At 63.3% G+C, this 18,504-nt stretch carries 27 protein-coding genes; 19 read left to right on the forward strand and 8 right to left on the reverse strand.

Going from position 1 to position 18,504, the window contains the following annotated elements:
• Window positions 1–6 precede the first annotated feature (6 nt).
• Genes EA473_RS03315 through secY form a run of 19 tightly spaced genes read left to right on the forward strand, consistent with a single transcriptional unit; the run spans window position 7 to window position 10,530 of the window.
• Window positions 7–498 (forward strand): 50S ribosomal protein L22, encoded by a 492-nt coding sequence (locus EA473_RS03315; RefSeq protein WP_124194252.1) that lies wholly within the window; start codon window positions 7–9, stop codon window positions 496–498.
• Window positions 498–1,490 (forward strand): 30S ribosomal protein S3, encoded by a 993-nt coding sequence (locus EA473_RS03320; RefSeq protein WP_124194253.1) that lies wholly within the window; start codon window positions 498–500, stop codon window positions 1,488–1,490. Before EA473_RS03315 ends, EA473_RS03320 begins: the two co-directional genes overlap by 1 nt.
• Window positions 1,490–1,702: a 50S ribosomal protein L29 gene (rpmC, locus tag EA473_RS03325; RefSeq protein WP_124194254.1), complete on the forward strand. Its 213-nt coding sequence runs from the start codon at window positions 1,490–1,492 to the stop codon at window positions 1,700–1,702. The genes EA473_RS03320 and rpmC overlap by 1 nt, the downstream gene beginning before the upstream one ends.
• A 7-nt stretch (window positions 1,703–1,709) precedes the next feature.
• Window positions 1,710–2,117, forward strand: a complete 408-nt coding sequence (locus EA473_RS03330; RefSeq protein WP_124194255.1) for a ribonuclease P protein component 1 — start codon at window positions 1,710–1,712, stop codon at window positions 2,115–2,117.
• The gene (locus EA473_RS03335) at window positions 2,108–2,542 is read left to right on the forward strand and encodes a 30S ribosomal protein S17 (RefSeq protein ID WP_124194256.1); all 435 of its coding nucleotides are present in this window, start codon (window positions 2,108–2,110) and stop codon (window positions 2,540–2,542) included. Before EA473_RS03330 ends, EA473_RS03335 begins: the two co-directional genes overlap by 10 nt.
• Entirely contained in the window at window positions 2,542–2,940 is a 399-nt protein-coding gene (locus tag EA473_RS03340) for a 50S ribosomal protein L14 (protein WP_124191586.1), read from the forward strand. Before EA473_RS03335 ends, EA473_RS03340 begins: the two co-directional genes overlap by 1 nt.
• A gap of 3 nt (window positions 2,941–2,943) precedes the next feature.
• Entirely contained in the window at window positions 2,944–3,300 is a 357-nt protein-coding gene (gene rplX, locus EA473_RS03345; protein WP_124194257.1) for a 50S ribosomal protein L24, read from the forward strand.
• Window positions 3,297–4,046 (forward strand): 30S ribosomal protein S4e, encoded by a 750-nt coding sequence (locus tag EA473_RS03350; protein WP_124194258.1) that lies wholly within the window; start codon window positions 3,297–3,299, stop codon window positions 4,044–4,046. Before rplX ends, EA473_RS03350 begins: the two co-directional genes overlap by 4 nt.
• Complete coding sequence (locus EA473_RS03355; RefSeq protein ID WP_124194259.1) at window positions 4,043–4,582, forward strand: 50S ribosomal protein L5; 540 nt, start codon at window positions 4,043–4,045, stop codon at window positions 4,580–4,582. The genes EA473_RS03350 and EA473_RS03355 overlap by 4 nt, the downstream gene beginning before the upstream one ends.
• Entirely contained in the window at window positions 4,575–4,757 is a 183-nt protein-coding gene (locus tag EA473_RS03360; protein ID WP_124194260.1) for a 30S ribosomal protein S14, read from the forward strand. Before EA473_RS03355 ends, EA473_RS03360 begins: the two co-directional genes overlap by 8 nt.
• Window position 4,758: 1 nt before the next feature.
• Window positions 4,759–5,151, forward strand: coding sequence for a 30S ribosomal protein S8 (locus EA473_RS03365; RefSeq protein WP_124194261.1), 393 nt, complete (start codon window positions 4,759–4,761; stop codon window positions 5,149–5,151).
• A gap of 2 nt (window positions 5,152–5,153) precedes the next feature.
• Window positions 5,154–5,687, forward strand: coding sequence for a 50S ribosomal protein L6 (locus tag EA473_RS03370; RefSeq protein ID WP_124194262.1), 534 nt, complete (start codon window positions 5,154–5,156; stop codon window positions 5,685–5,687).
• A 3-nt stretch (window positions 5,688–5,690) separates the two neighbouring features.
• The gene (locus EA473_RS03375; protein WP_124194263.1) at window positions 5,691–6,437 is read left to right on the forward strand and encodes a 50S ribosomal protein L32e; all 747 of its coding nucleotides are present in this window, start codon (window positions 5,691–5,693) and stop codon (window positions 6,435–6,437) included.
• Window positions 6,430–6,879 (forward strand): 50S ribosomal protein L19e, encoded by a 450-nt coding sequence (locus EA473_RS03380; RefSeq protein WP_124194264.1) that lies wholly within the window; start codon window positions 6,430–6,432, stop codon window positions 6,877–6,879. Before EA473_RS03375 ends, EA473_RS03380 begins: the two co-directional genes overlap by 8 nt.
• Complete coding sequence (locus EA473_RS03385; RefSeq protein WP_124194265.1) at window positions 6,879–7,427, forward strand: 50S ribosomal protein L18; 549 nt, start codon at window positions 6,879–6,881, stop codon at window positions 7,425–7,427. Before EA473_RS03380 ends, EA473_RS03385 begins: the two co-directional genes overlap by 1 nt.
• Window positions 7,424–8,086: a 30S ribosomal protein S5 gene (locus tag EA473_RS03390; RefSeq protein ID WP_124194266.1), complete on the forward strand. Its 663-nt coding sequence runs from the start codon at window positions 7,424–7,426 to the stop codon at window positions 8,084–8,086. The genes EA473_RS03385 and EA473_RS03390 overlap by 4 nt, the downstream gene beginning before the upstream one ends.
• Complete coding sequence (locus EA473_RS03395) at window positions 8,083–8,550, forward strand: 50S ribosomal protein L30 (RefSeq protein ID WP_124194267.1); 468 nt, start codon at window positions 8,083–8,085, stop codon at window positions 8,548–8,550. The genes EA473_RS03390 and EA473_RS03395 overlap by 4 nt, the downstream gene beginning before the upstream one ends.
• A 2-nt stretch (window positions 8,551–8,552) precedes the next feature.
• On the forward strand, window positions 8,553–9,035 hold the full coding sequence (locus tag EA473_RS03400) for an uL15m family ribosomal protein (protein ID WP_124194268.1): 483 nt from the start codon (window positions 8,553–8,555) through the stop codon (window positions 9,033–9,035).
• A 4-nt stretch (window positions 9,036–9,039) separates the two neighbouring features.
• Window positions 9,040–10,530: a preprotein translocase subunit SecY gene (gene secY, locus EA473_RS03405; RefSeq protein ID WP_124194269.1), complete on the forward strand. Its 1,491-nt coding sequence runs from the start codon at window positions 9,040–9,042 to the stop codon at window positions 10,528–10,530.
• Window positions 10,531–10,612: 82 nt separating this feature from the next.
• On the opposite strand, the gene EA473_RS03410 is transcribed toward secY, so the two are convergent.
• From EA473_RS03410 to EA473_RS03445, 8 genes are all read right to left on the reverse strand, one after another.
• Complete coding sequence (locus EA473_RS03410) at window positions 10,613–11,071, reverse strand: pyridoxamine 5'-phosphate oxidase family protein (protein WP_124194270.1); 459 nt, start codon at window positions 11,069–11,071, stop codon at window positions 10,613–10,615.
• Between the two features lie 312 nt (window positions 11,072–11,383).
• Window positions 11,384–12,022, reverse strand: a complete 639-nt coding sequence (locus EA473_RS03415; protein WP_124194271.1) for a MaoC family dehydratase — start codon at window positions 12,020–12,022, stop codon at window positions 11,384–11,386.
• Between the two features lie 139 nt (window positions 12,023–12,161).
• Complete coding sequence (locus EA473_RS03420; protein WP_124194272.1) at window positions 12,162–13,016, reverse strand: alpha/beta fold hydrolase; 855 nt, start codon at window positions 13,014–13,016, stop codon at window positions 12,162–12,164.
• A 190-nt stretch (window positions 13,017–13,206) separates the two neighbouring features.
• Window positions 13,207–14,280 carry a glycosyltransferase family 2 protein gene (locus EA473_RS03425; protein WP_124194273.1) on the reverse strand — a complete coding sequence of 358 codons (1,074 nt, stop codon included), beginning with the start codon at window positions 14,278–14,280 and terminating at the stop codon, window positions 13,207–13,209.
• A complete protein-coding gene (locus EA473_RS03430) occupies window positions 14,273–15,751 on the reverse strand; it encodes a nucleotide sugar dehydrogenase (RefSeq protein ID WP_124194274.1) in 1,479 nt (492 codons plus the stop codon). The genes EA473_RS03425 and EA473_RS03430 overlap by 8 nt, the downstream gene beginning before the upstream one ends.
• Window positions 15,748–16,752 (reverse strand): Gfo/Idh/MocA family protein, encoded by a 1,005-nt coding sequence (locus EA473_RS03435; RefSeq protein ID WP_124194275.1) that lies wholly within the window; start codon window positions 16,750–16,752, stop codon window positions 15,748–15,750. The genes EA473_RS03430 and EA473_RS03435 overlap by 4 nt, the downstream gene beginning before the upstream one ends.
• Window positions 16,749–17,885 (reverse strand): DegT/DnrJ/EryC1/StrS family aminotransferase, encoded by a 1,137-nt coding sequence (locus EA473_RS03440; RefSeq protein WP_124194276.1) that lies wholly within the window; start codon window positions 17,883–17,885, stop codon window positions 16,749–16,751. The genes EA473_RS03435 and EA473_RS03440 overlap by 4 nt, the downstream gene beginning before the upstream one ends.
• Window positions 17,882–18,463 (reverse strand): acyltransferase, encoded by a 582-nt coding sequence (locus EA473_RS03445; protein ID WP_124194277.1) that lies wholly within the window; start codon window positions 18,461–18,463, stop codon window positions 17,882–17,884. The genes EA473_RS03440 and EA473_RS03445 overlap by 4 nt, the downstream gene beginning before the upstream one ends.
• Window positions 18,464–18,504 lie beyond the last annotated feature (41 nt).

Here is an 18,504-nt window from a genome sequence, read left to right on the forward strand (position 1 = left end):
CCACGCATGGGAATCAACTACTCAGTCGACGCGGATCCCGATTCCACCGCGAAAGCGATGCTTCGGGAGCGTCACATGAGCCACAAGCACAGCAAGGAAATCGCACGCGAACTGAAGGGACGGACCGTCGAAGATGCGCAGTCGTACCTTCAGGACGTCATCGACGGGGAGCAGTCGGTTCCGTTCAAGTCCCACAACAGCGGTGCCGGACACCGATCCGACATCGACGGCTGGGACGCCGGCCGCTACCCCGAGAAGGTCTCGGGTGAGTTCCTCGAACTGCTCGAGAACGTCGCGGCGAACGCGGACCATCAGGGGTTCGACGGTGCGTCGATGGAGATCGTCCACGTCGCCGCCCACAAGGTCGGCGAGTCGGTCGGTCGCAAACCCCGCGCGATGGGACGGGCATCGGCCTGGAACACGCCGGAGGTCGACGTCGAGATCGTCGTCAGCGAGGAGTCCGGCTCCTCGGACGAATCTACGGAGGATGATAGCTAATGGCTGACGAACACCAGTTCATCGAAAACGGCCTGCAACGGTCCCAGATAGACGAGTTCTTCAGCGAAGAACTCGGCCGTGCGGGCTACGGTGGTATGGACGTCGCCAAGACGCCGATGGGAACCCAGATCGTTCTCAAGGCCGAGAAGCCGGGGATGGTCATCGGCAAAGGTGGCGAGAACATCCGGAAGGTGACGACCGCACTCGAAGAGCGGTTCAACCTCGAGGATCCCCAGATCGACGTCCAGGAGGTCGACGAGCCTGATCTGAACGCACGGATCGTCGCCGACCGACTGGCCAACGCGTTAGAGCGCGGCTGGTACTTCCGGAAGGCCGGTCACACCACGATCGACCGGATCATGGAAGCCGGCGCACTCGGTGCGGAGATCGTCCTCTCGGGGAAGGTCACGGGTGCACGCTCGCGCGTCGAGAAGTTCAACCGCGGCTACATCAAGCACAACGGTGAACCTGCGGAGGAAATCGTCGACCACGGACAGGGCGTCGCCGTCATGAAACTCGGAACGATCGGCGTCACGGTGAAGATCATTCCGCCGAACGCCGAACTCCCCGACGACTTCCGCATCCACGAGGATCTCGATCCCGAGGAAGTCGTTCCGGACGCAGTCGAGGCCAACGAGGCCGAGGGCGTCGAGGAACTGCTCGAGGGAGAGCCCGAGGAAGCCGAGGCCGCCGCGGAGGGGCTCGAGGCACCGGCTGACGAAGCCGTCGAGACAGCCGCCGACGAGGGCGAGGAGCTCGACGAAGAGGTCGTCGAAGAGGTCATCGAGGAAGAACTCGAGGGCGACGAAGAGGTCATCGAGGAAGAACTCGAGGGCGACGAAGATGAAGACGAAGAGTTCGACGACGTCGACGTCCCGACCGACGAGGACGTCGAGGAAGACCTCGAGGAACTCGAGGAGGACGTCGAAGCCGAGGCGGAAGAACTCGTCGAAGAGATGGAAGCCGAGGAAGACGAGGGAGGTGACGCCTGATGGCGATCATCCACGTCGAGGAGATCCGTGACATGACGGCTGCCGAGCGCGAGGAAGAACTCGAGGAACTCGAGACGGAGCTGCTGAACGCAAAATCCGTCCTCGCAGCCGGTGGTGCCCCGGAGAATCCGGGTCGCATCGGCGAACTCGGTCGGACCATCGCGCGGATCAAGACGATTCAGCAAGAAGAAGGCGATTTCGACGACGAATAAGAGAACGATGGCACTGACACCCGAGACGCTCCCGCGACACGAACTCAACGGCCTGCCCGTGCGAGTCGTCGACAGCGACGACGAGACGCGCGTGGGTCTCGAGGGACGCGTCGTCATCGAGACGACGAACACGCTCTCGATAGAAATTCGAGTCGACGGCGACTCTCGGGTCGTCATGGTGCCGAAATCGGGCTCGGTGTTCGAATTCGCGATCACAGATGACGCCGCCGGGGACGAGAAGTCACCGGGGACCGCGTCCAAACTGGCCGACACTCAACCTGATGCGACCGGCGACGTGCCGTTCGAATCAGAATGTGCTGGCGAGGACGTGGCCTACGTTACGGTCGATGGATCGCGGCTGCTCTCACGACCCGCCCGACGCACGGAAACGAATGGTGATTCACCATGGCAATAGGACTAGACGTTGAAACCCCTCCGGAACCAGAGAACCCGGAGGAATACGACTACGAGAAGTGTCCGTTCTACGGCGAGCTTCCCGTCCGAGGTCAGATCCTCGAGGGAACCGTCGTCTCGACGGACATGGACAAGACCGTAGTCGTCGAACGAGAGTACGACGTAGCGGTCCCGAAGTACGACCGCTACATGAAACGTCGCTCGCGTATCCCGGCACACGTACCGGGCGTACTCGAGGGGCTCTCGCTCGGCGATACGGTCAAGATCGCAGAGACCCGACCACTGTCGAAGACGAAATCGCACGTGGTCGTCGAAGTAACCGAAGAAGCGACCGCAGAGGACATCGCCGAACTCACCGGCCAGGCCGAACCCGAGCCGGAGCTTTCGGACGAGGACCTCACAGCGGCGACCGAGGGTGAGCAGTGATGGAGGCGATGAAAGCCGACGTCACCCAGGGACTCAAGAAAGGGTCGCTGGTCACGTGTGCCGACAACACCGGTGCGCGCGAACTCAAGGTCATCAGCGTCTCGGGCTACCACGGCACCAAGAACCGCCAGCCGAAGGCGGGACTCGGTGACAAGGTGACCGTCTCGGTCACCAAAGGGACCCCGGAGATGCGCCGTCAGGTTCTCGAGGCCGTCGTCGTCCGCCAGCGGAAGTCGATCCGCCGACCGGACGGGACGCGACTCAAGTTCGAGGACAACGCGGCGGTCATCATCGACGAGAACGAAGAGCCCCGCGGAACGGAGATCAAGGGGCCGATCGCCCGCGAAGTCGCAGAACGCTTCGGAGCAATCGCAAGTACCGCGACGATGATCGTATAGACAATGAGTAAACAACCACACAAACAGCGAACGCAGACGGAGCGTGCACCGCTGCACCAGCGAGGCAAGCAGCTTCACGCGACGCTCTCCGACGATCTCCGCGAGGAGTACGACATGCGTCGAACCCGCGTCAACGCGGGCGACACCGTCGAAGTCATGCGTGGCGACCACGCCGGCGACGAAGGCGAGGTCCTGCGTGTGATCCTCGAAGATGGCGTAATTCACGTCGAGGACGTGACGGTCGAGACGGCCGACGGCGAAGAAGTGCCACGACCCCTCGACGCATCGAACGTTCGAATCACGGAACTCGACCTCTCGGACGAGCGTCGCGAGACACGACTCGAAGGTGATAGCGAATGACGAAACACCAGAAACGACTCTCAGTTCCGAAGTCCTGGCCGGTCGAACGCAAGACCGAGGTCTTCACGGTAAAGGCCGGAGCCGGCCCCCACGGCGAAGACGGCGTCCCGCTCGTCGTCTTGCTGCGGGACGTGCTCGGCTACGTCGACTCGAAAAAGGAAGCGCGATACGCCCTCTCCGAGGATTCGATCCTCGTCAACGGGCAACCGATCAACGACGAACAGCGTCCGATCGGTATCTTCGACATCCTCGCGTTCCCCGGTCGTGAGGAGTACTACCGCGTCTTCCCCGACGAGGGCGGTCGGCTCGCGCTGACTGAGATCGACGAAGACGCTGCCGGCAGTCGCCTCGGAAAGATCGACGGCAAACAGCAGGTTCCGGGTGGCGACACGCAGTTGACGCTTCACGACGGGACGAACGTCCTCATAGACGAAGACGAGTACAGCGCCAACGACTCGATCGTCGTCGACAACGACGACAAATCGATCGTCGCACACTTCCCCTACGAGGAGGGTGCACTCGTCACCGCCATCCGTGGAAACCACGGCGGCAAGATCGGCGAGGTCGAGACGATCGACGTCACACCCGGCAGCGGCTCGAACACCGTCACCGTCTCTACGGACGACGACGAGTTCGAAACCGTCGAAGAGTACGTCGTCGTCATCGACGAGAACTTCACTGACGACGACTCGTCGTCGGAAGATGCGAGCGGTGAAACCGCGAGCGACGGAGGTGACGACGAATGAGCGAAGCAGAGGCCGGCGAGTTCCACGAGATGCGGGAACCGCGCGTCGAGAAGGTCGTCGTCCACATGGGCGTCGGTCAGGGTGGTCGCGAACTCGGCAAAGCCGAGGACATCATCGAGGAGATCACCGAACAGCAGAGCGTCCGTACCCAGGCGAAAAAGACCGAACCCGACTTCGGTATTCGCCAGGGCGATCCGATCGGGACGAAAGTCACCCTGCGCGGGGATGACGCTCACGAATTCCTCGAGACGGCCCTGCCACTGGCGGACATCTCGTCGAAGCAGTTCGACGATACGGGGAACTTCAGTTTCGGCGTCGCCGAACACACCGCGTTCCCGAGCCAGGAGTACGACCCGAACGTCGGGATCTACGGACTGGACGTCACCGTGAACCTGGTTCGTCCGGGCTATCGCATCGCCAAACGCGACAAGGCGACGCGGTCGATTCCGTCCAATCACCGACTCTCCCCCGAGGACGCCATCGCGTTCCTCGAGGCGAACTTCGACGTCACTGTAGAGGAGTCCGAGGATGAGTGAAAGCGAACACGAAAACGACAGTACGGGCGAGCACGCGGCAAAGCGCACCGGGCAGGAAGCGACCTGCCAGCGCTGTGGCCGTAAACAGGGGCTGGTCGGCAAGTACGACATCAACCTCTGTCGACAGTGTTTCCGCGAGATCGCCCGCGACATGGGATTCAAGAAGTACCGATAACATGACCGGAAACGATCCACTCAGCAACGCGCTCTCGGGGCTCGACAACGCCGAGAGCGTCGGCCATTTGAGCCACGAGGTAACGCCCGCCTCGAACGAGATCGGCAGCGTACTCGAGGTCTTCTACGACCGCGGGTACATCGACGGCTTCGAGTACGTCGACGACGGTAAAGCCGGTCTCTTCGAGATCGAACTGAAAGGAGCGATCAACGCCTGTGGCCCCGTCAAACCCCGCTACAGCGCCGGTGCCGACGACTTCGAGAAGTGGGAGAAGCGATTTCTCCCGGCTCGAGACTTCGGTACGCTCGTCGTCACGACGAGCAGTGGCATCATGAGCCACTACGAGGCGCGAGAGCAGGGTATCGGGGGTCAGGTGATCGCATACGTCTACTAACCATGCGAGTCGAACTGGAAATCCCCGACAACGTAACCGTCGAGATCGATCACCTCGACGTGACCGTCGACGGACCCGAAGGCACCGTTTCGCGGCGTCTCTGGTACCCCGACGTGACCGTCGACGTGGAAGACGACACCGTGGTCATCGAAAGCGACGCCGAGGACGCGAAGACGAACGCGACCGTCGGCACGTTCGAGAGCCACGTCGAGAACGCCTTCCGCGGCGTGACCGAGGGGTGGGAGTACAAGATGGAAGTCTTCTACTCTCACTTCCCGATGCAGGTCCGCGCCGAAGGCGACGAGGTCGTCATCGAGAACTTCCTCGGCGAGAAGGCACCGCGACGTACGACTATCCACGGTGACACCGACGTCTCCGTCGACGGCGAAGTCGTCGTCCTCTCCGGACCGAACAAAGAGGACGTCGGCCAGACGGCGGCGGACATCGAACAGCTGACGCGAGTCAGCGGCAAGGACACCCGCGTCTTCCAGGACGGGGTCTACATCACCGAAAAGCCCGCCAAAGGAGGTGCCTGATAGATGGCAGACGACGAACCAGAGACTGAAGAGTCGGCGGCCGACGACGGCCCACAGGAACTCGAGGACATAAGCGGCGTCGGCGCGAGCAAAGCCGACGCGCTGCGCGATGCAGGCTTCGAGTCCATCGAGGACGTCAAGGAAGCCGATCAGGACGACCTGGCCGAAGCCGACGGTATCGGTAACGCACTCGCGGCCCGTATCAAAGCCGACGTCGGCGATCTCGAGGTCTCAGAAGAGACCGAAGCCGAGATCGAAGACGAGGGTGCAGAGCCCGAAGAAGCGGTCGACGAGGACGTCGAGACCGAACTGCAGCCGCGCGGACTGGTCGAGAAGACGCCGGAACTCTCCGACGAGGAACAGCGTCTCCTCGACCGCCGCAAGAGCGAGGGCAAGCCGCAGTTCAACCGTCAGGACTACCACATGAAAAAGCGGACGCCCGAATCGTGGCGTCGGCCCCGCGGACAACTCTCGAAACAGCGTAAAGGCGTCAAGGGCAAGGGCCCGAAAGTCGGTGCCGGATACCGTACCCCCGAAGCCGTTCGCGGCCGTCATCCAAGCGGCTTCGAGGAAGTCTACGTCGAGAACACGGACGACCTCGAGGGCGTCGACGGCGACCACGAGGCGGTTCGAATCGCCTCCTCGGTCGGCGCGCGAAAGCGCGAACGCATCGAGGAACTCGCAGAAGATCAGGGCGTTCGCGTCCTGAATCCGACGTACGAAGAAGTGGAGGTGGAATCAGATGACTGATCTCTCCGCACAGAAGCGACTCGCAGCCGACGTGCTAGACGTCGGGAAAAATCGCATCTGGCTCGACCCCAACGCCCAGGCGGACATCGCCGAGGCCATCACGCGCGACGAGATCCGCGAACTCGTCGACGAGGGCCTCATTCAGGCCGAAGACGCCTCGGGCAACTCTCGGGGCCGTGCACGCGAACGGAACAAAAAGCGTGCCTACGGTCACCAGAAGGGACCGGGCAAGCGCCGCGGGAAGAAAGGCGCACGCCAGAACGAGAAAGAGGAGTGGCAGAGCAAGATTCGTGCACAGCGACGGAAGCTGCGTGAACTCCGAGACAAGGGCGAACTCACGCCCACGCAGTACCGCGAGCTCTACAAGAAAGCTGGCGGTGGGGAGTTCCGGAGCGTCCGGTACCTGTTGAACTATATCGACGACACCTACGGTGACCAATAATGGCGACAGGACCACGATACAAGGTACCGATGCGTCGTCGCCGTGAGGTCCGGACGGACTACCACCAGAGGTTGCGCCTGCTGAAATCGGGTAAGCCCCGCCTCGTTGCTCGCAAGAGCAACAAGCACACTACGGCGCAGCTGATCTCCCCCGGCCCACAGGGCGATGAGACACTTGCAAGCGCACACTCGGGCGACCTCGAGGAGTACGGCTGGGATGCCCCCACGGGCAACATCTCCGCCGCCTATCTCACGGGGCTGCTCGCCGGAACGCGAGCCGTCGAGGCCGGCATCGAGGAGGCGGTCCTCGACATCGGCCTCAACACGGCGACGCCCGGAAACAAAGTGTTCGCAGTACAGGAAGGAGCGATCGACGCCGGCCTCGAGATTCCGCACAACGACAGCGTGCTCGCAGACTGGTCGCGTACCCGCGGCGAACACATCGCCGAGTACGCAGAACAGTTAGACGAGCCGCTGTACAGCGGCGAGTTCGACGCGGCTGACCTTCCAGAACACTTCGACGACGTACGAGAGGCGATCCTAGAATGAGCGCAAACGATTACAACGACGACGGCTGGCAGCCGGTCACCCGTCTCGGCCGGAAGGTCCAGGAGGGCGAAATCGACACGATGGAGGCCGCCCTCAACTCGGGACTCCCGCTCAAGGAACCCGAACTCGTCGACCAGCTCCTTCCCGGACTGGACGACGAAGTGCTGGACATCAACATGGTCCAGCGTATGACCGACTCCGGACGCCGCGTGAAGTTCCGATGTGTGGTCGTGGTGGGCAACCGCGACGGCTACGTCGGCTACGCGGAAGGCCGAGACGACCAGGTCGGCTCCGCCATCCAGAAGGCGATCGGTATCGCGAAGCTAAACATGATTCAGGTGCCCCGCGGGTCGGGCTCCTGGGAGGACCGATCGGACCGGCCACACTCCCTGACCCGCCGAACGAAGGGGAAAGCCGGCTCCGTCGAGGTCGAAGTCATCCCCGCACCCGAGGGTCTCGGACTCGCAGCCAGCGACACCGTCCGGGCCGTCCTCGAACTCGCCGGCCTCGAGAACGCCTGGACCAAGAGCCACGGCAACACCCGAACGACCGTCAACCTCGCGAAGGCGACGTTCAACGCACTCGAGAACGCCTCGCAGTCGCGACACCCACAGTCTCGCGGCTCGAGCCGTGACGAAGCCGAGGTGGCCGATCAATGAAGGCCGTCGTACAGGTTCGTGGCGAGGTGAACCGTCAACAGGACGTACAGGACACCCTGAAGATGCTCAACATCCACAGTGTCAATCACTGTGCGCTCGTCCCGGAGACAGACACCTACGCCGGGATGGTCGACAAGGTCAACGACTACGTCGCCCACGGCGAACCCGACGCCGACGTACTCGAGACGCTGCTTGCAAAGCGTGCAGAGCCTCTCGAGGGCGACCAGTCCGACGTCGACGAGGAGTGGCTCGGGGAGAACACCGAGTACGACGACTTCGCCGAACTCGCCGAGGCGCTGCTCGCCGAGGAGACGACGCTTCGCGAGGAGGGGCTGTCGCCGACGCTTCGACTGCACCCGCCTCGAGGCGGCCACAGAGGTATCAAGAAGCCGACCGTCGAGGGAGGCCAACTCGGAAAGCATACAACAGCGCAGATTAACGACCTGCTAGAATCGATGCGATAACCATGACGAGCAAAAAACGACGCCAGCGTGGATCGCGGACGCACGGCGGTGGTACCCACAAGAACCGACGAGGTGCGGGCCATCGCGGTGGCCGTGGCCGTGCCGGGCGCAGCAAACACGAGTTTCACAACTACGAACCGAAGGGCAAACACGGCTTCAAACGACCGCACGACATTCGCGACGAGGTACTGGAGATCGACGTCCAGAAGCTCGACGAGGACGCCATCCTCTACGTCGCCGACGACCTCGCCGACGAGACCGACGGCGGCTACGAACTCGACGCTCGAGACGTCGTCGAGGACGGACACGAAGCGGACGTCGTCAAGGTCCTCGGCTCCGGTCAGGTCCGCAATCAGCTTGCGGTGACGGCCGACGCCTTCTCCGACGCTGCCCGCGAGAAACTCGAGGCGGCTGGCGGCGAGGCGGTGCTCTCGGAGCGAGCCCAGGAGGAAGCCGACGACGAAGCCGAACAGGACGAGGAGTAAAAAGATGGGATGGAAGGAAGCCGCCGAACCGGTCTTGACGCGGATACCGGCAGTCCAGCGTCCGGAGGGACACGTTCCCTTCAAGCGCAAGCTGGCCTGGACGGCCGGTATCCTCGTGTTGTACTTCTTCCTGACGAACATCGCCCTGCTGGGAGGTGCCGAAGGCGCGACCGACCTCTTCGGCGAGTTCCGTGCGATCCTCGCCGGTGAGCACGGCTCGCTGTTGCAGGTCGGTATCGGTCCGATCGTCACGGCCAGCATCGTCATGCAGTTGCTCGGCGGTGCGAACCTGCTCGGACTCGACACGGACGACCCTCGGGACCAGGTGCTCTACCAGGGTCTGCAGAAGCTGCTCGTCATCGTCATGACGGCGTTGACCGCGCTTCCAATGGTGTTCGCCGGCGGCTTCCTGCCAGCCCAGCAGTCGCTCACGCTGGGCGGATTCACCTTCGACCAGACGCAGGTCCAGGTGTTGATGTTCACCCAGATCTTCATCGGCGGCGTCCTCATCCTGTATATGGACGAGGTCGTCAGTAAATGGGGGGTCGGTAGCGGTATCGGCCTGTTCATCATCGCCGGCGTGAGCCAGCGTCTCGTGACCGGATTCATCCAGCCAGCGGAGGGTGGGTTCTTCTACAACTGGTATCTCATCCTCACGGGCGAGATGGAAATCGGTTCACTGGTCGCTGGAGACGGGTTATCGACGTTGCTCATGAGCGACGGTGGGCAGATCATCGCGCTCCTGACGACGCTTTTGATCTTCGGGATCGTCGTCTACGCGGAGTCCGTCCGCGTGGAGATCCCGCTCAGTCACGCCCGCGTCAAGGGTGCTCGCGGTCGCTTCCCGGTGAAGCTCATCTACGCGAGCGTCCTGCCGATGATCCTCGTTCGCGCGCTGCAGGCGAACATTCAGTTCATCGGTCAGATCCTGAACCGCCAGACTGGAGATGCGTCGACGATCGCGATCTTCGGGAACGAACTCCCGTGGCTCGGCGTCTACGACAGTCAGGGCCAGCCCGTCAGCGGCTTTTTCTACTACACCGCGCCCATCTACTCGCCGGGCGACTGGATGTGGTGGACGGGTGAAGTCGCCCAGCAAGCGTGGATGGTGATGATCCGCGTCTCCGTCGACCTCACGTTCATGGTGATCGGCGGTGCGATCTTCGCTATCTTCTGGGTCGAAACGACGAACATGGGTCCGGAGGCGACCGCCCAGCAGATCCAGAACTCCGGCATGCAGATCCCCGGCTTCCGCCAGAACGTCGGCGTCATCGAGAAGGTCATGGAGCGGTACATTCCGCAAGTGACCGTCATCGGCGGCGCGCTCGTCGGGTTGCTCGCCGTCTGGGCGAACATGCTCGGCACCGTCGGCGGCGTTACCGGGACCGGTCTGCTGCTGGCCGTCTCCATTACGTACAAGCTGTACGAGGAGATCGCAGAAGAGCAGATGATGGAGATGCATCCGATGATGCGCCAGATGTTCGGTAAGGAGTAACTCCTCCTTTCGTTTTTGCGTTTTCTCGCGCCTGATACGGTCTGCTGTCCGTCCGAGTTATCGGACCGGCGCGGTGGCGGCGTCACCCGCCCGTGCCTTTCAGTCCCGTTATGTCGTCGATTGAGAAGGCGAACATCGTCGAGTCGACGTCGTCGTCCTCGGAGACGTCGAACGAGGGGAACCACGCATTGTCCTGCATTCGCTTACCTGCCACGTACTTCTCGGTTAATTCACTCGGGGTCAAGGTCTCGAACTCGCTCAACGTTCCGGTGACGACGACGCTTCCCCAGCTCTCTCGAGATTCGGTATCGATGACCGTCAGAGAGGCTTTCGACGTCCGTTCGATGAACTCGTGTTTCGTGCTCTCTTCATCGAACCGATGCAGACAGAGAAACAGCCCTTCGTCTTCATGGTATCCGAACGAAACTGGCACGCCGTGTGCAACCGATTCGTCCGCGAGCGAAAGGACACCGTATCCGTGGTCTTTCATGAATTCGTGGATTTCCGTCTCGTCCATGCGATGGGGTTCGAGTGCCGTCATATGCTATGTCACAACACCACATAGGCAGTGGAGGAAAATGAATGGATAGATACCCTCCTCTCCGTCGGGAATAGCCGCCGTGTTTTTAAGTATTTCTCACGTCGGTCTGGGTGCGACTGACACTGTTGTATCTTCATCGAACGAGACCTCCTCTCCGGCGTCGTGAACCAGCGAATCCGCCTCTCGAGGACTCCTCGCGACGAACACCTTATACTATCGGACAGAACTATTCGACGATCGGTCGCCTCCTTCGACCGTCACCGATGGCGACGGCCGTGAATTCGAGACCCCACTGACTTCTGCCCGACAGTATTACTCCTCGAGTTCCTCGATGATGACGACGGCTTCGCCGTCGATCAGTTTCCGGTCCTCGTCGTGGTCGGCGTACACCGTGGTTTCGAGTCGGTAGCGGTCCTCGCCGACCTGCTCGACGATTCGGCAGTCGGCGGTTACGGTGTCGCCGATTTCGACCGGCGCGTGGAACTCGAGGTCCTGTGAGAGGTAGATCGTCAGGCCGGGGAATCGGGCGAGTGCGGCGCTTATCGTTCCCGCAACGAGCGTGCCGTGGGCGATCCGGCCGCCGAAACGCGTGTCGGCGGCGAACTCCTCGTCGAGGTGAAGCCGATTGGTGTCGCCGGTCGCTGTCGCGAACGCCGAAACGTCCGATTGGTCGATCGATTTGGTAAAACGGACGTAATCGCCGACGCCGAGGTCGTCGTACACGTCGGTCGACCGCTGCATCTGCCAGTCCTCGTCGCCGACGGAGAGTTCCGCGACCGACGGATCGTCCGCGGTCGAACTATCACCGTCAGGTTCGTCTGCGAGGTCGAACCCCATCGCCGCCAGAACGGCGTTGTTCGCCTCGAGGTAGCTGTTGACGACGTGTTTCGATACGGTCGACCAGTGCGTACTCGTGTTAGCGGTCTCTGAATCGGAGGAGTTACTGCTCATCGTTGTGGGGTTGACGGGGCGGCCTGTCTGTGTGTACTACCGCAGCGACGCTCTTGGTGGCAGTGCCAAAGCACGTTGGTTCGGTCGAACTGGTCGAGACTCCCGTCTTCCCCAGCAGGGGCGACGACGTGGCCGGCGGCTACGTCGGGATCGAGCGATCGGTCGCGTCCGTCCCGTCGAGTTCCTCGAGGAATGCGGCTGTGGCGGCGTTGAACGCCGCTGGCCGATCCTGATTGACGAGGTGTCCCGCCTCCTCGAGGACGAGGTAGCGGCCGTCGTCGACCGCCATTGCGATCTGGTCGCCCTGCTGCCTGACCGCCGGGGCTTCCCGGTCCCCGTAAACGACGAGCGTCGGCGTCGTCACTCCCTCGAGATCGGGGGGATCGTACCGATAGAGCGCTCCGAAAACCTTTCTGAACTCCGACGTGGAGACGTCGCCGACGGCGTCGATCGTCTCCGAGCGGACGTCCGAGTCGACCGACAGCCACCGGTCGCCGGTCGTCGCCCGGACCGACTGGAGCATCGCCCGAAACGTCGCGGTCGGCCCGGCGACGGCGAGTGACGACGCCAGGGCCGGCATCGGCGAGAGGAACGGTTTCACGCCCGGCGAGATCCACGTCGGGGGCATCGACCTGATCGCGCCGGCCAGAACTGCCCCCGCGGCACGATCCGGGTGACGGGAGAGGTACTCCTGGACTACCATCGAACCGAGCGAGAGGCCATAGAGGACCGGGGACTCGAGTTCGAGCGAGCCACACAGCGCCTCCAGATCGTCGGCGAAGAGTTCGATCGAGTACCGGTCGCGATCGGTCTCGCCCGTTCGCCCGTGTCCGCGAACGTCGAGCGTGACGATCCGGTACTCGTCCGCGAAGTACTCGACCTGCGTCTGCCACGCTCGCCCGCTCAACCAGCCGCCGTGGACGAAGACGAGGGGGCGTCCATCGCCCGTCGTCTCGTACCAGAGCGTGCCGTCTTCGACCGCGAATTCTGCCATCGTCGGGTATCAGGGTCGAACACGTAAAACGGCTCTCGAAGCGGCCCGTGGCGTTTCATACGGTTTACTGTACGTCGTTACCGTAGACCGGGCGCAGTCCCGCGGCCTCCGGGAAACAGTGACAGCAATCCGTATGAACTGATGAACGTATTCGATCCTGCCACACGAGCAGCCATACCGAGAAACGATACTAATCGGTCCACTCGTTGGACTGGATGGCCCTATCGGTCGGCGATCCCTCGCCGACACCATCGTCGGTGTACTCGTAGTAGGTCACCTCGAGCGGTTCGCTCTCTTCGGCGTCCATCGAAATCGCGATGCCGAGCGAGACGAACCCGAGCAGGAGCGCGACGAAAGCGACGAGCGCGCCGGTAAAGCCGTCCGAGCCCCGGACGCTTCGGCGAAGTGCCTCGAGGAGCCCGAGGGCACCGCCGGCCATTCCGGATGCCCCAGCGCCGTAGAAGACGACGCTCGGATGAAAGCCCTCGAGGACGTATCGACGCTTGAGCCGTCCCAGGAAGCTGCTGAGCAACAGCAACGAAACGTACCGGACGAACGGGACGTACTTGATGCTGCTCTCCTCGTCGCCGTAGACCGCCGACATCGAGACGTCAGCGACGCGACAGCCGTGCAGGTTCAGGTGGGTGAGGATGTGGTTGAGAAAGCCGTACTGATCCGTGATCGCCTCGAGGTCCAGCCGGTCGATCGTTTCACGAGAGATCGCGGTGTAGCCGTTCTGGGGATCACCGATCGTCCAGTAGCCCGAGGCGAACTTCGAGAGACCGGTGAGCATCGCATTCCCGACGAAGCGAAACGTGGACATCCCCTCACGGTCCTCGGGCGAAAGCAGCCGGTTGCCCTTGGCGTAGTCGGCTTCACCGGTGGCGATGGGATCGATGATCCGGTCGAGGATATCGGGATCCATCTGCCCGTCGCCGTTCATAACCGCGACGACGTCCATCCCGTCGTCGGCAGCGTGTTCGTATCCGGTCTTGACCGCCGCGCCGTACCCGCGGTTTTCCTCGTGGCGGATCGGAACGACTCGACGACCGTCGCCACCGTCGGTTATCGCCCGCTCCGGTTCCACCGTTTCGTTGATCCGGGAGGCGACTCGCTGGATGACCTCCCAGCTCCCGTCGGGGGAGGCGTCGTCGACGGCGTAAATCCGGTCGACGAACTCCGGAACGGTCTCGATGACTCGTCCGACGAACGCCTCCTCGTCGTAGGCCGTGACGACCACGCCGACGGTCTTTCCGTTATACATCGTTCCCTCCGTCCGTCTTTCGGACGTCGGCCGATCCGGACGCGTTCATCGTCGATTCCGGCCCTTCAGGCCCGACGGCAACCCCGGTTTCGGCCGCGAGATCTGCGTTCGGCCGACGTCCGGTACGGGAGCCGGCAAGCGTGTAGACGCGGTGGTGGGTCTCCTCGAGGTCCAGCGTGTCCCGGGTGTCGACGACGACGGTCGGCTCGAGGGCGTCCCACTGGATCCCCTCGAACTCCTCGTGTGCCGTCACGAGGACGGCGGCATCGAACGACTCCTCGTCGATCGCTTCGATGTCGACGGCCCGAACGCCGTACTCCCCCGGATCGACGAGGGGGTCGACACCTGCGACCGCTATCTCTCGCTCCTCGAGTTCGTCGACGAGGTCGAGAGCGGGCGACGCTCTGGTTTCCTCGACGCCGGCTCGATAGGTGAGCCCGAGAACCAGAACTGACGCGTCCGAACGGTCGCGGCCGGTCGCCTCGAGTTCGTCTTCGACTCTCCCGGCGACGGCCCCGGGCATACCGTCGTTGACCTCGCGAGCGGTTCGAACTACGTCCATCGGCGTCTCCACTCCCGCGAGGACGAAGTGTGGGTAGTACGGGATACAGTGTCCGCCGACGCCCGGACCGGGGTCGTGAAGCTGGCACATCGGCAGGTCGTTCGCCGTCTCGATCGCTTCGCGGACCGAGACGCCGAGTTCGTCGGCGAGCAATCCGAGTTCGTTCGCCAGTGCGATGTTGACGTCCCGGTAGATCCCTTCGAACACCTTGACCGCCTCCGCGGTGGTCGCGTCCGAGACGGGGTGAACCTCGTTCGCCGAGAGTTCGTCGTAGACGACGGCCGCGGCTCGCGTACTCTCGTCGTCGACGCCGCCGACGACCTTGGGATACTGACCACGGATGTCCCGCAGCGCGGTTCCGGAGGACGTCCGCTCGGGACAAAACGCCAGCCCGAACTCGTCGGGCTCGAGGTCGCTTTCGGCCGCCAGATGGGGCTCGAGGACGTCTCGACACGTTCCCGGCGGCAGCGTCGACTCGGCGATCACCAGATCGCCGGGGCTCAGACCGGCCGCCACGTCGTCGGCCACCGCACCGATCGTCGAGAGATCGGGTTCGAAGTCGTCCGTGAGCAGCGTCGGGACGATCACGACGTGGATCCGAGCCCGATCGGCTGCCGCGGGACCGTCGGTGGTCGCCTCGAGGCGTCCGCTTTCGACCTGTTCGGCGACGAGTTCGTCGAGTCCCGGTTCGCCGACGACGTGACTTCGGCCGCTCGATACCGTCTCGACGACGACCGGATCGACGTCGACGCCGATCACGTTCCCCGTCGTCTCGGCGTAGACGCCGGCCAGCGGGAGCCCCATCTTTCCGAGTCCGTAGACGGCGACGGGGATCTCCCCGCCGGTCAGCAACTCTCGCTGTCGGCGTTCGGAACGCTCGGCGCCGTACAGTCCGAGGGAGTCGGTCATCGAATCTCCACCTCCCGTCCTCGACGGGGTTTCTCGCCGGAGACGAGCGCGTCGATTCGCTTTACAGTCTCGAGCGCGTCGATCGCGTCTTCGGCCGTCACGGTCGGCTCCGAGCCGGTTCTGACGGCCTCGACGAACGACTCGAGTTCGTGGCGCAACGGCTCGCCGTTGTCGACCCGTGGGCGCTCGACGACGCTCTCGTGGCGGTATCGGCGCTGTCCGTCGTCGACGAGGTACTCCGGATACGAGTCGCGGTGGATCAGGACCGACTGTTCGAGGTAATCGACCTCGACGAGACACTCTCGAGCCGTAACGGTTAGCTTTCTCACTTTCTTTTGCGTGACACGGCTCGCCGTCACCGTCGCGACGACGTCTCCAAAGCTCATCGTCGTGGTGGCGTACCGTCCGTCGTCGGTCCCCATCGCCGATATCGATTCGGGATCGTCGTCGAGCAACGAGGCGACGATGTCGACGTCGTGGACCATCAGGTCGAAGACGACGTTTCCCGGTGCCGTCCGATCGATCGGCGGGCCGAGTCGTTCGGCCTCGAGACTGATCACGTCCAGATCGTCGATCAACTCGCTTACGGTCTGGACCGCCGGGTTGAACCGCTCGATGTGGCCGACCTGAAGGACGAGACCGGCGGTTCGAGCCAGTGTCGCCATCTTTCGGCCCTGCTCGACCGTCTCTGCGATCGGTTTCTCGACCAGGACGTGAACCCCGCTCTCGAGACACCGAGAGACGGTCTCGTAGTGGGCGTGAGTCGGGACGGCGACCGTCACGGCGTCACAGCGCTCGAGCAGTCGTTCCATCTCGAGCGCTTCCGTTCCGTATTCGGTGGCGACGCGTCTCGCGACGTCCGGATCGTGATCGGCCACGCCGACCAGATCGACGTCGCGGAGTTCGCTGTAGACGCGCGCGTGGTTCTCTCCCATCGCTCCGACGCCGACGACGCCGACGCGAATCGGCCTCGACGTCGTCATCGTACGTTCCGGACTCATTGGGACTCGATTGAATCGGCGACTGCTTCGACGACGGTACGTCGTTTCCGTTCCGTGAGGTTCGGATGGACGGGCAACGAGAGCACGGTTTCGGCGGCACGCTCCGCTCGTGGAAGCTGTGCCGCGGCCGTGCTGACCGTCTCATAGGCCGGCTGTCGGTGAATCGGTGTTTCGTAGTAGACGGCGGTGTCGACGTTCCGGGCGTCGAGATCGTCGGCGAGGGCGTCCCGGTCGTCGGTCCGAACCGTATACTGGTGGTAGACGTGTCGATAGCCGCTCGGTTCGGCCGGCGTCTCGAGCGCCAACGGTTCGAGCCGGTCGTCGTAGTAGGCCGCGTTTTCCCGACGTCTCTCGTTGAACTCGGGCAGCCGCTCGATCTGTGTCCGTCCGATGGCTGCGGCGAGACTCGTCATCCGGTAGTTGTGCCCGAGACGAACGTGTTCGTAATCGCCCGTTCCGTTCTCGGCTCTGCCGTGGTTGACGTAGCTCGCGGCCCGTTCGGCGACGTCCTCACGGTCCGTGGTTACGATGCCGCCTTCTCCCGTCGTCATGTTTTTCGTCGGATAAAACGAGAAGCAGGCGGCGTCGCCGAGGCTACCGACACGCTCTCCCTGGATCTCCGCCCCGTGTGCCTGACAGGCGTCCTCGAGGACGAAGAGGTCGTGGTCGTCGGCGAGGTCACACAGGGCCGGCATGTCGGCTGCTAGCCCGTAGAGGTGAACCGGCAGAATCCCGACGACGTCGTCACGTTCCTCGAGAACCCGTTCGACGGCGTTCGGGTCGAGCGTGTACGTCTCGAGGTCGACGTCGGCAAACACCGGCGTCGCTCCCGCGAGGCGAATCGCGTTGGCGCTCGCGACGAACGAGAACGGCGAGGTGACGACAGCGTCACCGTCTTCGACGCCGAACGCCTCGAGTGCGGCGTGAAGGGCCGTCGTCCCGTTCGAGGTCGCGACGGCGTCGTCGGCCCGGCAGTAGGCGGCGAATTCCGATTCGAACGCCCTGACTTCGGGACCGTCGGCGAGCATACCGTGCTCGAGTGTCGATTCGATCCGGTCCAGCGCGTCGGAGCTGATCTCCGGATCAGCGATCGAGATGTCGATGTCGTGTTCGGTGTCGATCGTGTTGCTCATGCGATTTCGTTCGGCCCGTCGAGGGGCTCCGGTAACGGCTGTGTTCTCGCAGGCGATCCGAGCGCGAGGGTGTCGGCGGGGACGTCCTCGGTAACGAGGGCACCGGCGGCGACGAACGCGTTTTCGCCGACAGTAACGCCGGGCAACAGCGTGGCGTTTGCCCCGATCGACGCCCCGTCTTCGATCGTCGGTCCGTCAAGATCCGCGTCGCTCCGGACGGGATATTCGTCGTTCGTCAGGACTGCACCGGGGCCGACGAAGACGTTACTCCCGATCGTCGTCTCGGTCGGGACGTAGACGTTCGTCTGGAGGCTCACGTGTGAGCCGATCGTCGTCTGTCCGTCGATAACCGTCTTGGTCCCGACGAGTACGTCGTCGCCGATTCGGGTTCCCTCTCGAACCAGGACGTCGTGGCCCGTCGAGAAGTCGTTCCCGATCGTCACGTCGGCGTAGACGATCGATCCGGACCTGATCGTTGCGTTCCGCCCGATCCGGGCCGGCTCGTCGAACTCGCCGTAGCCGACCGTCGCCCCGTCGTCGATCGTACAGTCGTCGCCCTGGACGAGTTCGCCAGTCACGGTTCACCTCCGTCGTCTACCGAGTGACTCGAGGGAGGGGT

This window comes from Natrarchaeobius chitinivorans (genome assembly GCF_003841505.1).
In the GTDB taxonomy this organism is placed as follows: domain Archaea; phylum Halobacteriota; class Halobacteria; order Halobacteriales; family Natrialbaceae; genus Natrarchaeobius; species Natrarchaeobius chitinivorans.

Coding starts and splice junctions, on each gene's coding strand:
- EA473_RS03320 (WP_124194253.1), top strand. CDS start 498: ATGGCTGACGAACACCAGTTCATCGAAAACGGCCTGCAACGGTCCCAG.
- rplX (WP_124194257.1), top strand. CDS start 2,944: ATGAGTAAACAACCACACAAACAGCGAACGCAGACGGAGCGTGCACCG.
- EA473_RS03360 (WP_124194260.1), top strand. CDS start 4,575: ATGAGTGAAAGCGAACACGAAAACGACAGTACGGGCGAGCACGCGGCA.
- EA473_RS03435 (WP_124194275.1), bottom strand. CDS start 16,752: ATGAGTCCGGAACGTACGATGACGACGTCGAGGCCGATTCGCGTCGGC.
- secY (WP_124194269.1), top strand. CDS start 9,040: ATGGGATGGAAGGAAGCCGCCGAACCGGTCTTGACGCGGATACCGGCA.
- rpmC (WP_124194254.1), top strand. CDS start 1,490: ATGGCGATCATCCACGTCGAGGAGATCCGTGACATGACGGCTGCCGAG.
- EA473_RS03425 (WP_124194273.1), bottom strand. CDS start 14,280: ATGTATAACGGAAAGACCGTCGGCGTGGTCGTCACGGCCTACGACGAG.
- EA473_RS03410 (WP_124194270.1), bottom strand. CDS start 11,071: ATGACGGCACTCGAACCCCATCGCATGGACGAGACGGAAATCCACGAA.
- EA473_RS03375 (WP_124194263.1), top strand. CDS start 5,691: ATGGCAGACGACGAACCAGAGACTGAAGAGTCGGCGGCCGACGACGGC.
- EA473_RS03370 (WP_124194262.1), top strand. CDS start 5,154: ATGCGAGTCGAACTGGAAATCCCCGACAACGTAACCGTCGAGATCGAT.
- EA473_RS03390 (WP_124194266.1), top strand. CDS start 7,424: ATGAGCGCAAACGATTACAACGACGACGGCTGGCAGCCGGTCACCCGT.
- EA473_RS03385 (WP_124194265.1), top strand. CDS start 6,879: ATGGCGACAGGACCACGATACAAGGTACCGATGCGTCGTCGCCGTGAG.
- EA473_RS03335 (WP_124194256.1), top strand. CDS start 2,108: ATGGCAATAGGACTAGACGTTGAAACCCCTCCGGAACCAGAGAACCCG.
- EA473_RS03415 (WP_124194271.1), bottom strand. CDS start 12,022: ATGAGCAGTAACTCCTCCGATTCAGAGACCGCTAACACGAGTACGCAC.
- EA473_RS03365 (WP_124194261.1), top strand. CDS start 4,759: ATGACCGGAAACGATCCACTCAGCAACGCGCTCTCGGGGCTCGACAAC.
- EA473_RS03395 (WP_124194267.1), top strand. CDS start 8,083: ATGAAGGCCGTCGTACAGGTTCGTGGCGAGGTGAACCGTCAACAGGAC.
- EA473_RS03340 (WP_124191586.1), top strand. CDS start 2,542: ATGGAGGCGATGAAAGCCGACGTCACCCAGGGACTCAAGAAAGGGTCG.
- EA473_RS03330 (WP_124194255.1), top strand. CDS start 1,710: ATGGCACTGACACCCGAGACGCTCCCGCGACACGAACTCAACGGCCTG.
- EA473_RS03355 (WP_124194259.1), top strand. CDS start 4,043: ATGAGCGAAGCAGAGGCCGGCGAGTTCCACGAGATGCGGGAACCGCGC.
- EA473_RS03315 (WP_124194252.1), top strand. CDS start 7: ATGGGAATCAACTACTCAGTCGACGCGGATCCCGATTCCACCGCGAAA.
- EA473_RS03440 (WP_124194276.1), bottom strand. CDS start 17,885: ATGAGCAACACGATCGACACCGAACACGACATCGACATCTCGATCGCT.
- EA473_RS03350 (WP_124194258.1), top strand. CDS start 3,297: ATGACGAAACACCAGAAACGACTCTCAGTTCCGAAGTCCTGGCCGGTC.
- EA473_RS03400 (WP_124194268.1), top strand. CDS start 8,553: ATGACGAGCAAAAAACGACGCCAGCGTGGATCGCGGACGCACGGCGGT.
- EA473_RS03420 (WP_124194272.1), bottom strand. CDS start 13,016: ATGGCAGAATTCGCGGTCGAAGACGGCACGCTCTGGTACGAGACGACG.
- EA473_RS03380 (WP_124194264.1), top strand. CDS start 6,430: ATGACTGATCTCTCCGCACAGAAGCGACTCGCAGCCGACGTGCTAGAC.
- EA473_RS03430 (WP_124194274.1), bottom strand. CDS start 15,751: ATGACCGACTCCCTCGGACTGTACGGCGCCGAGCGTTCCGAACGCCGA.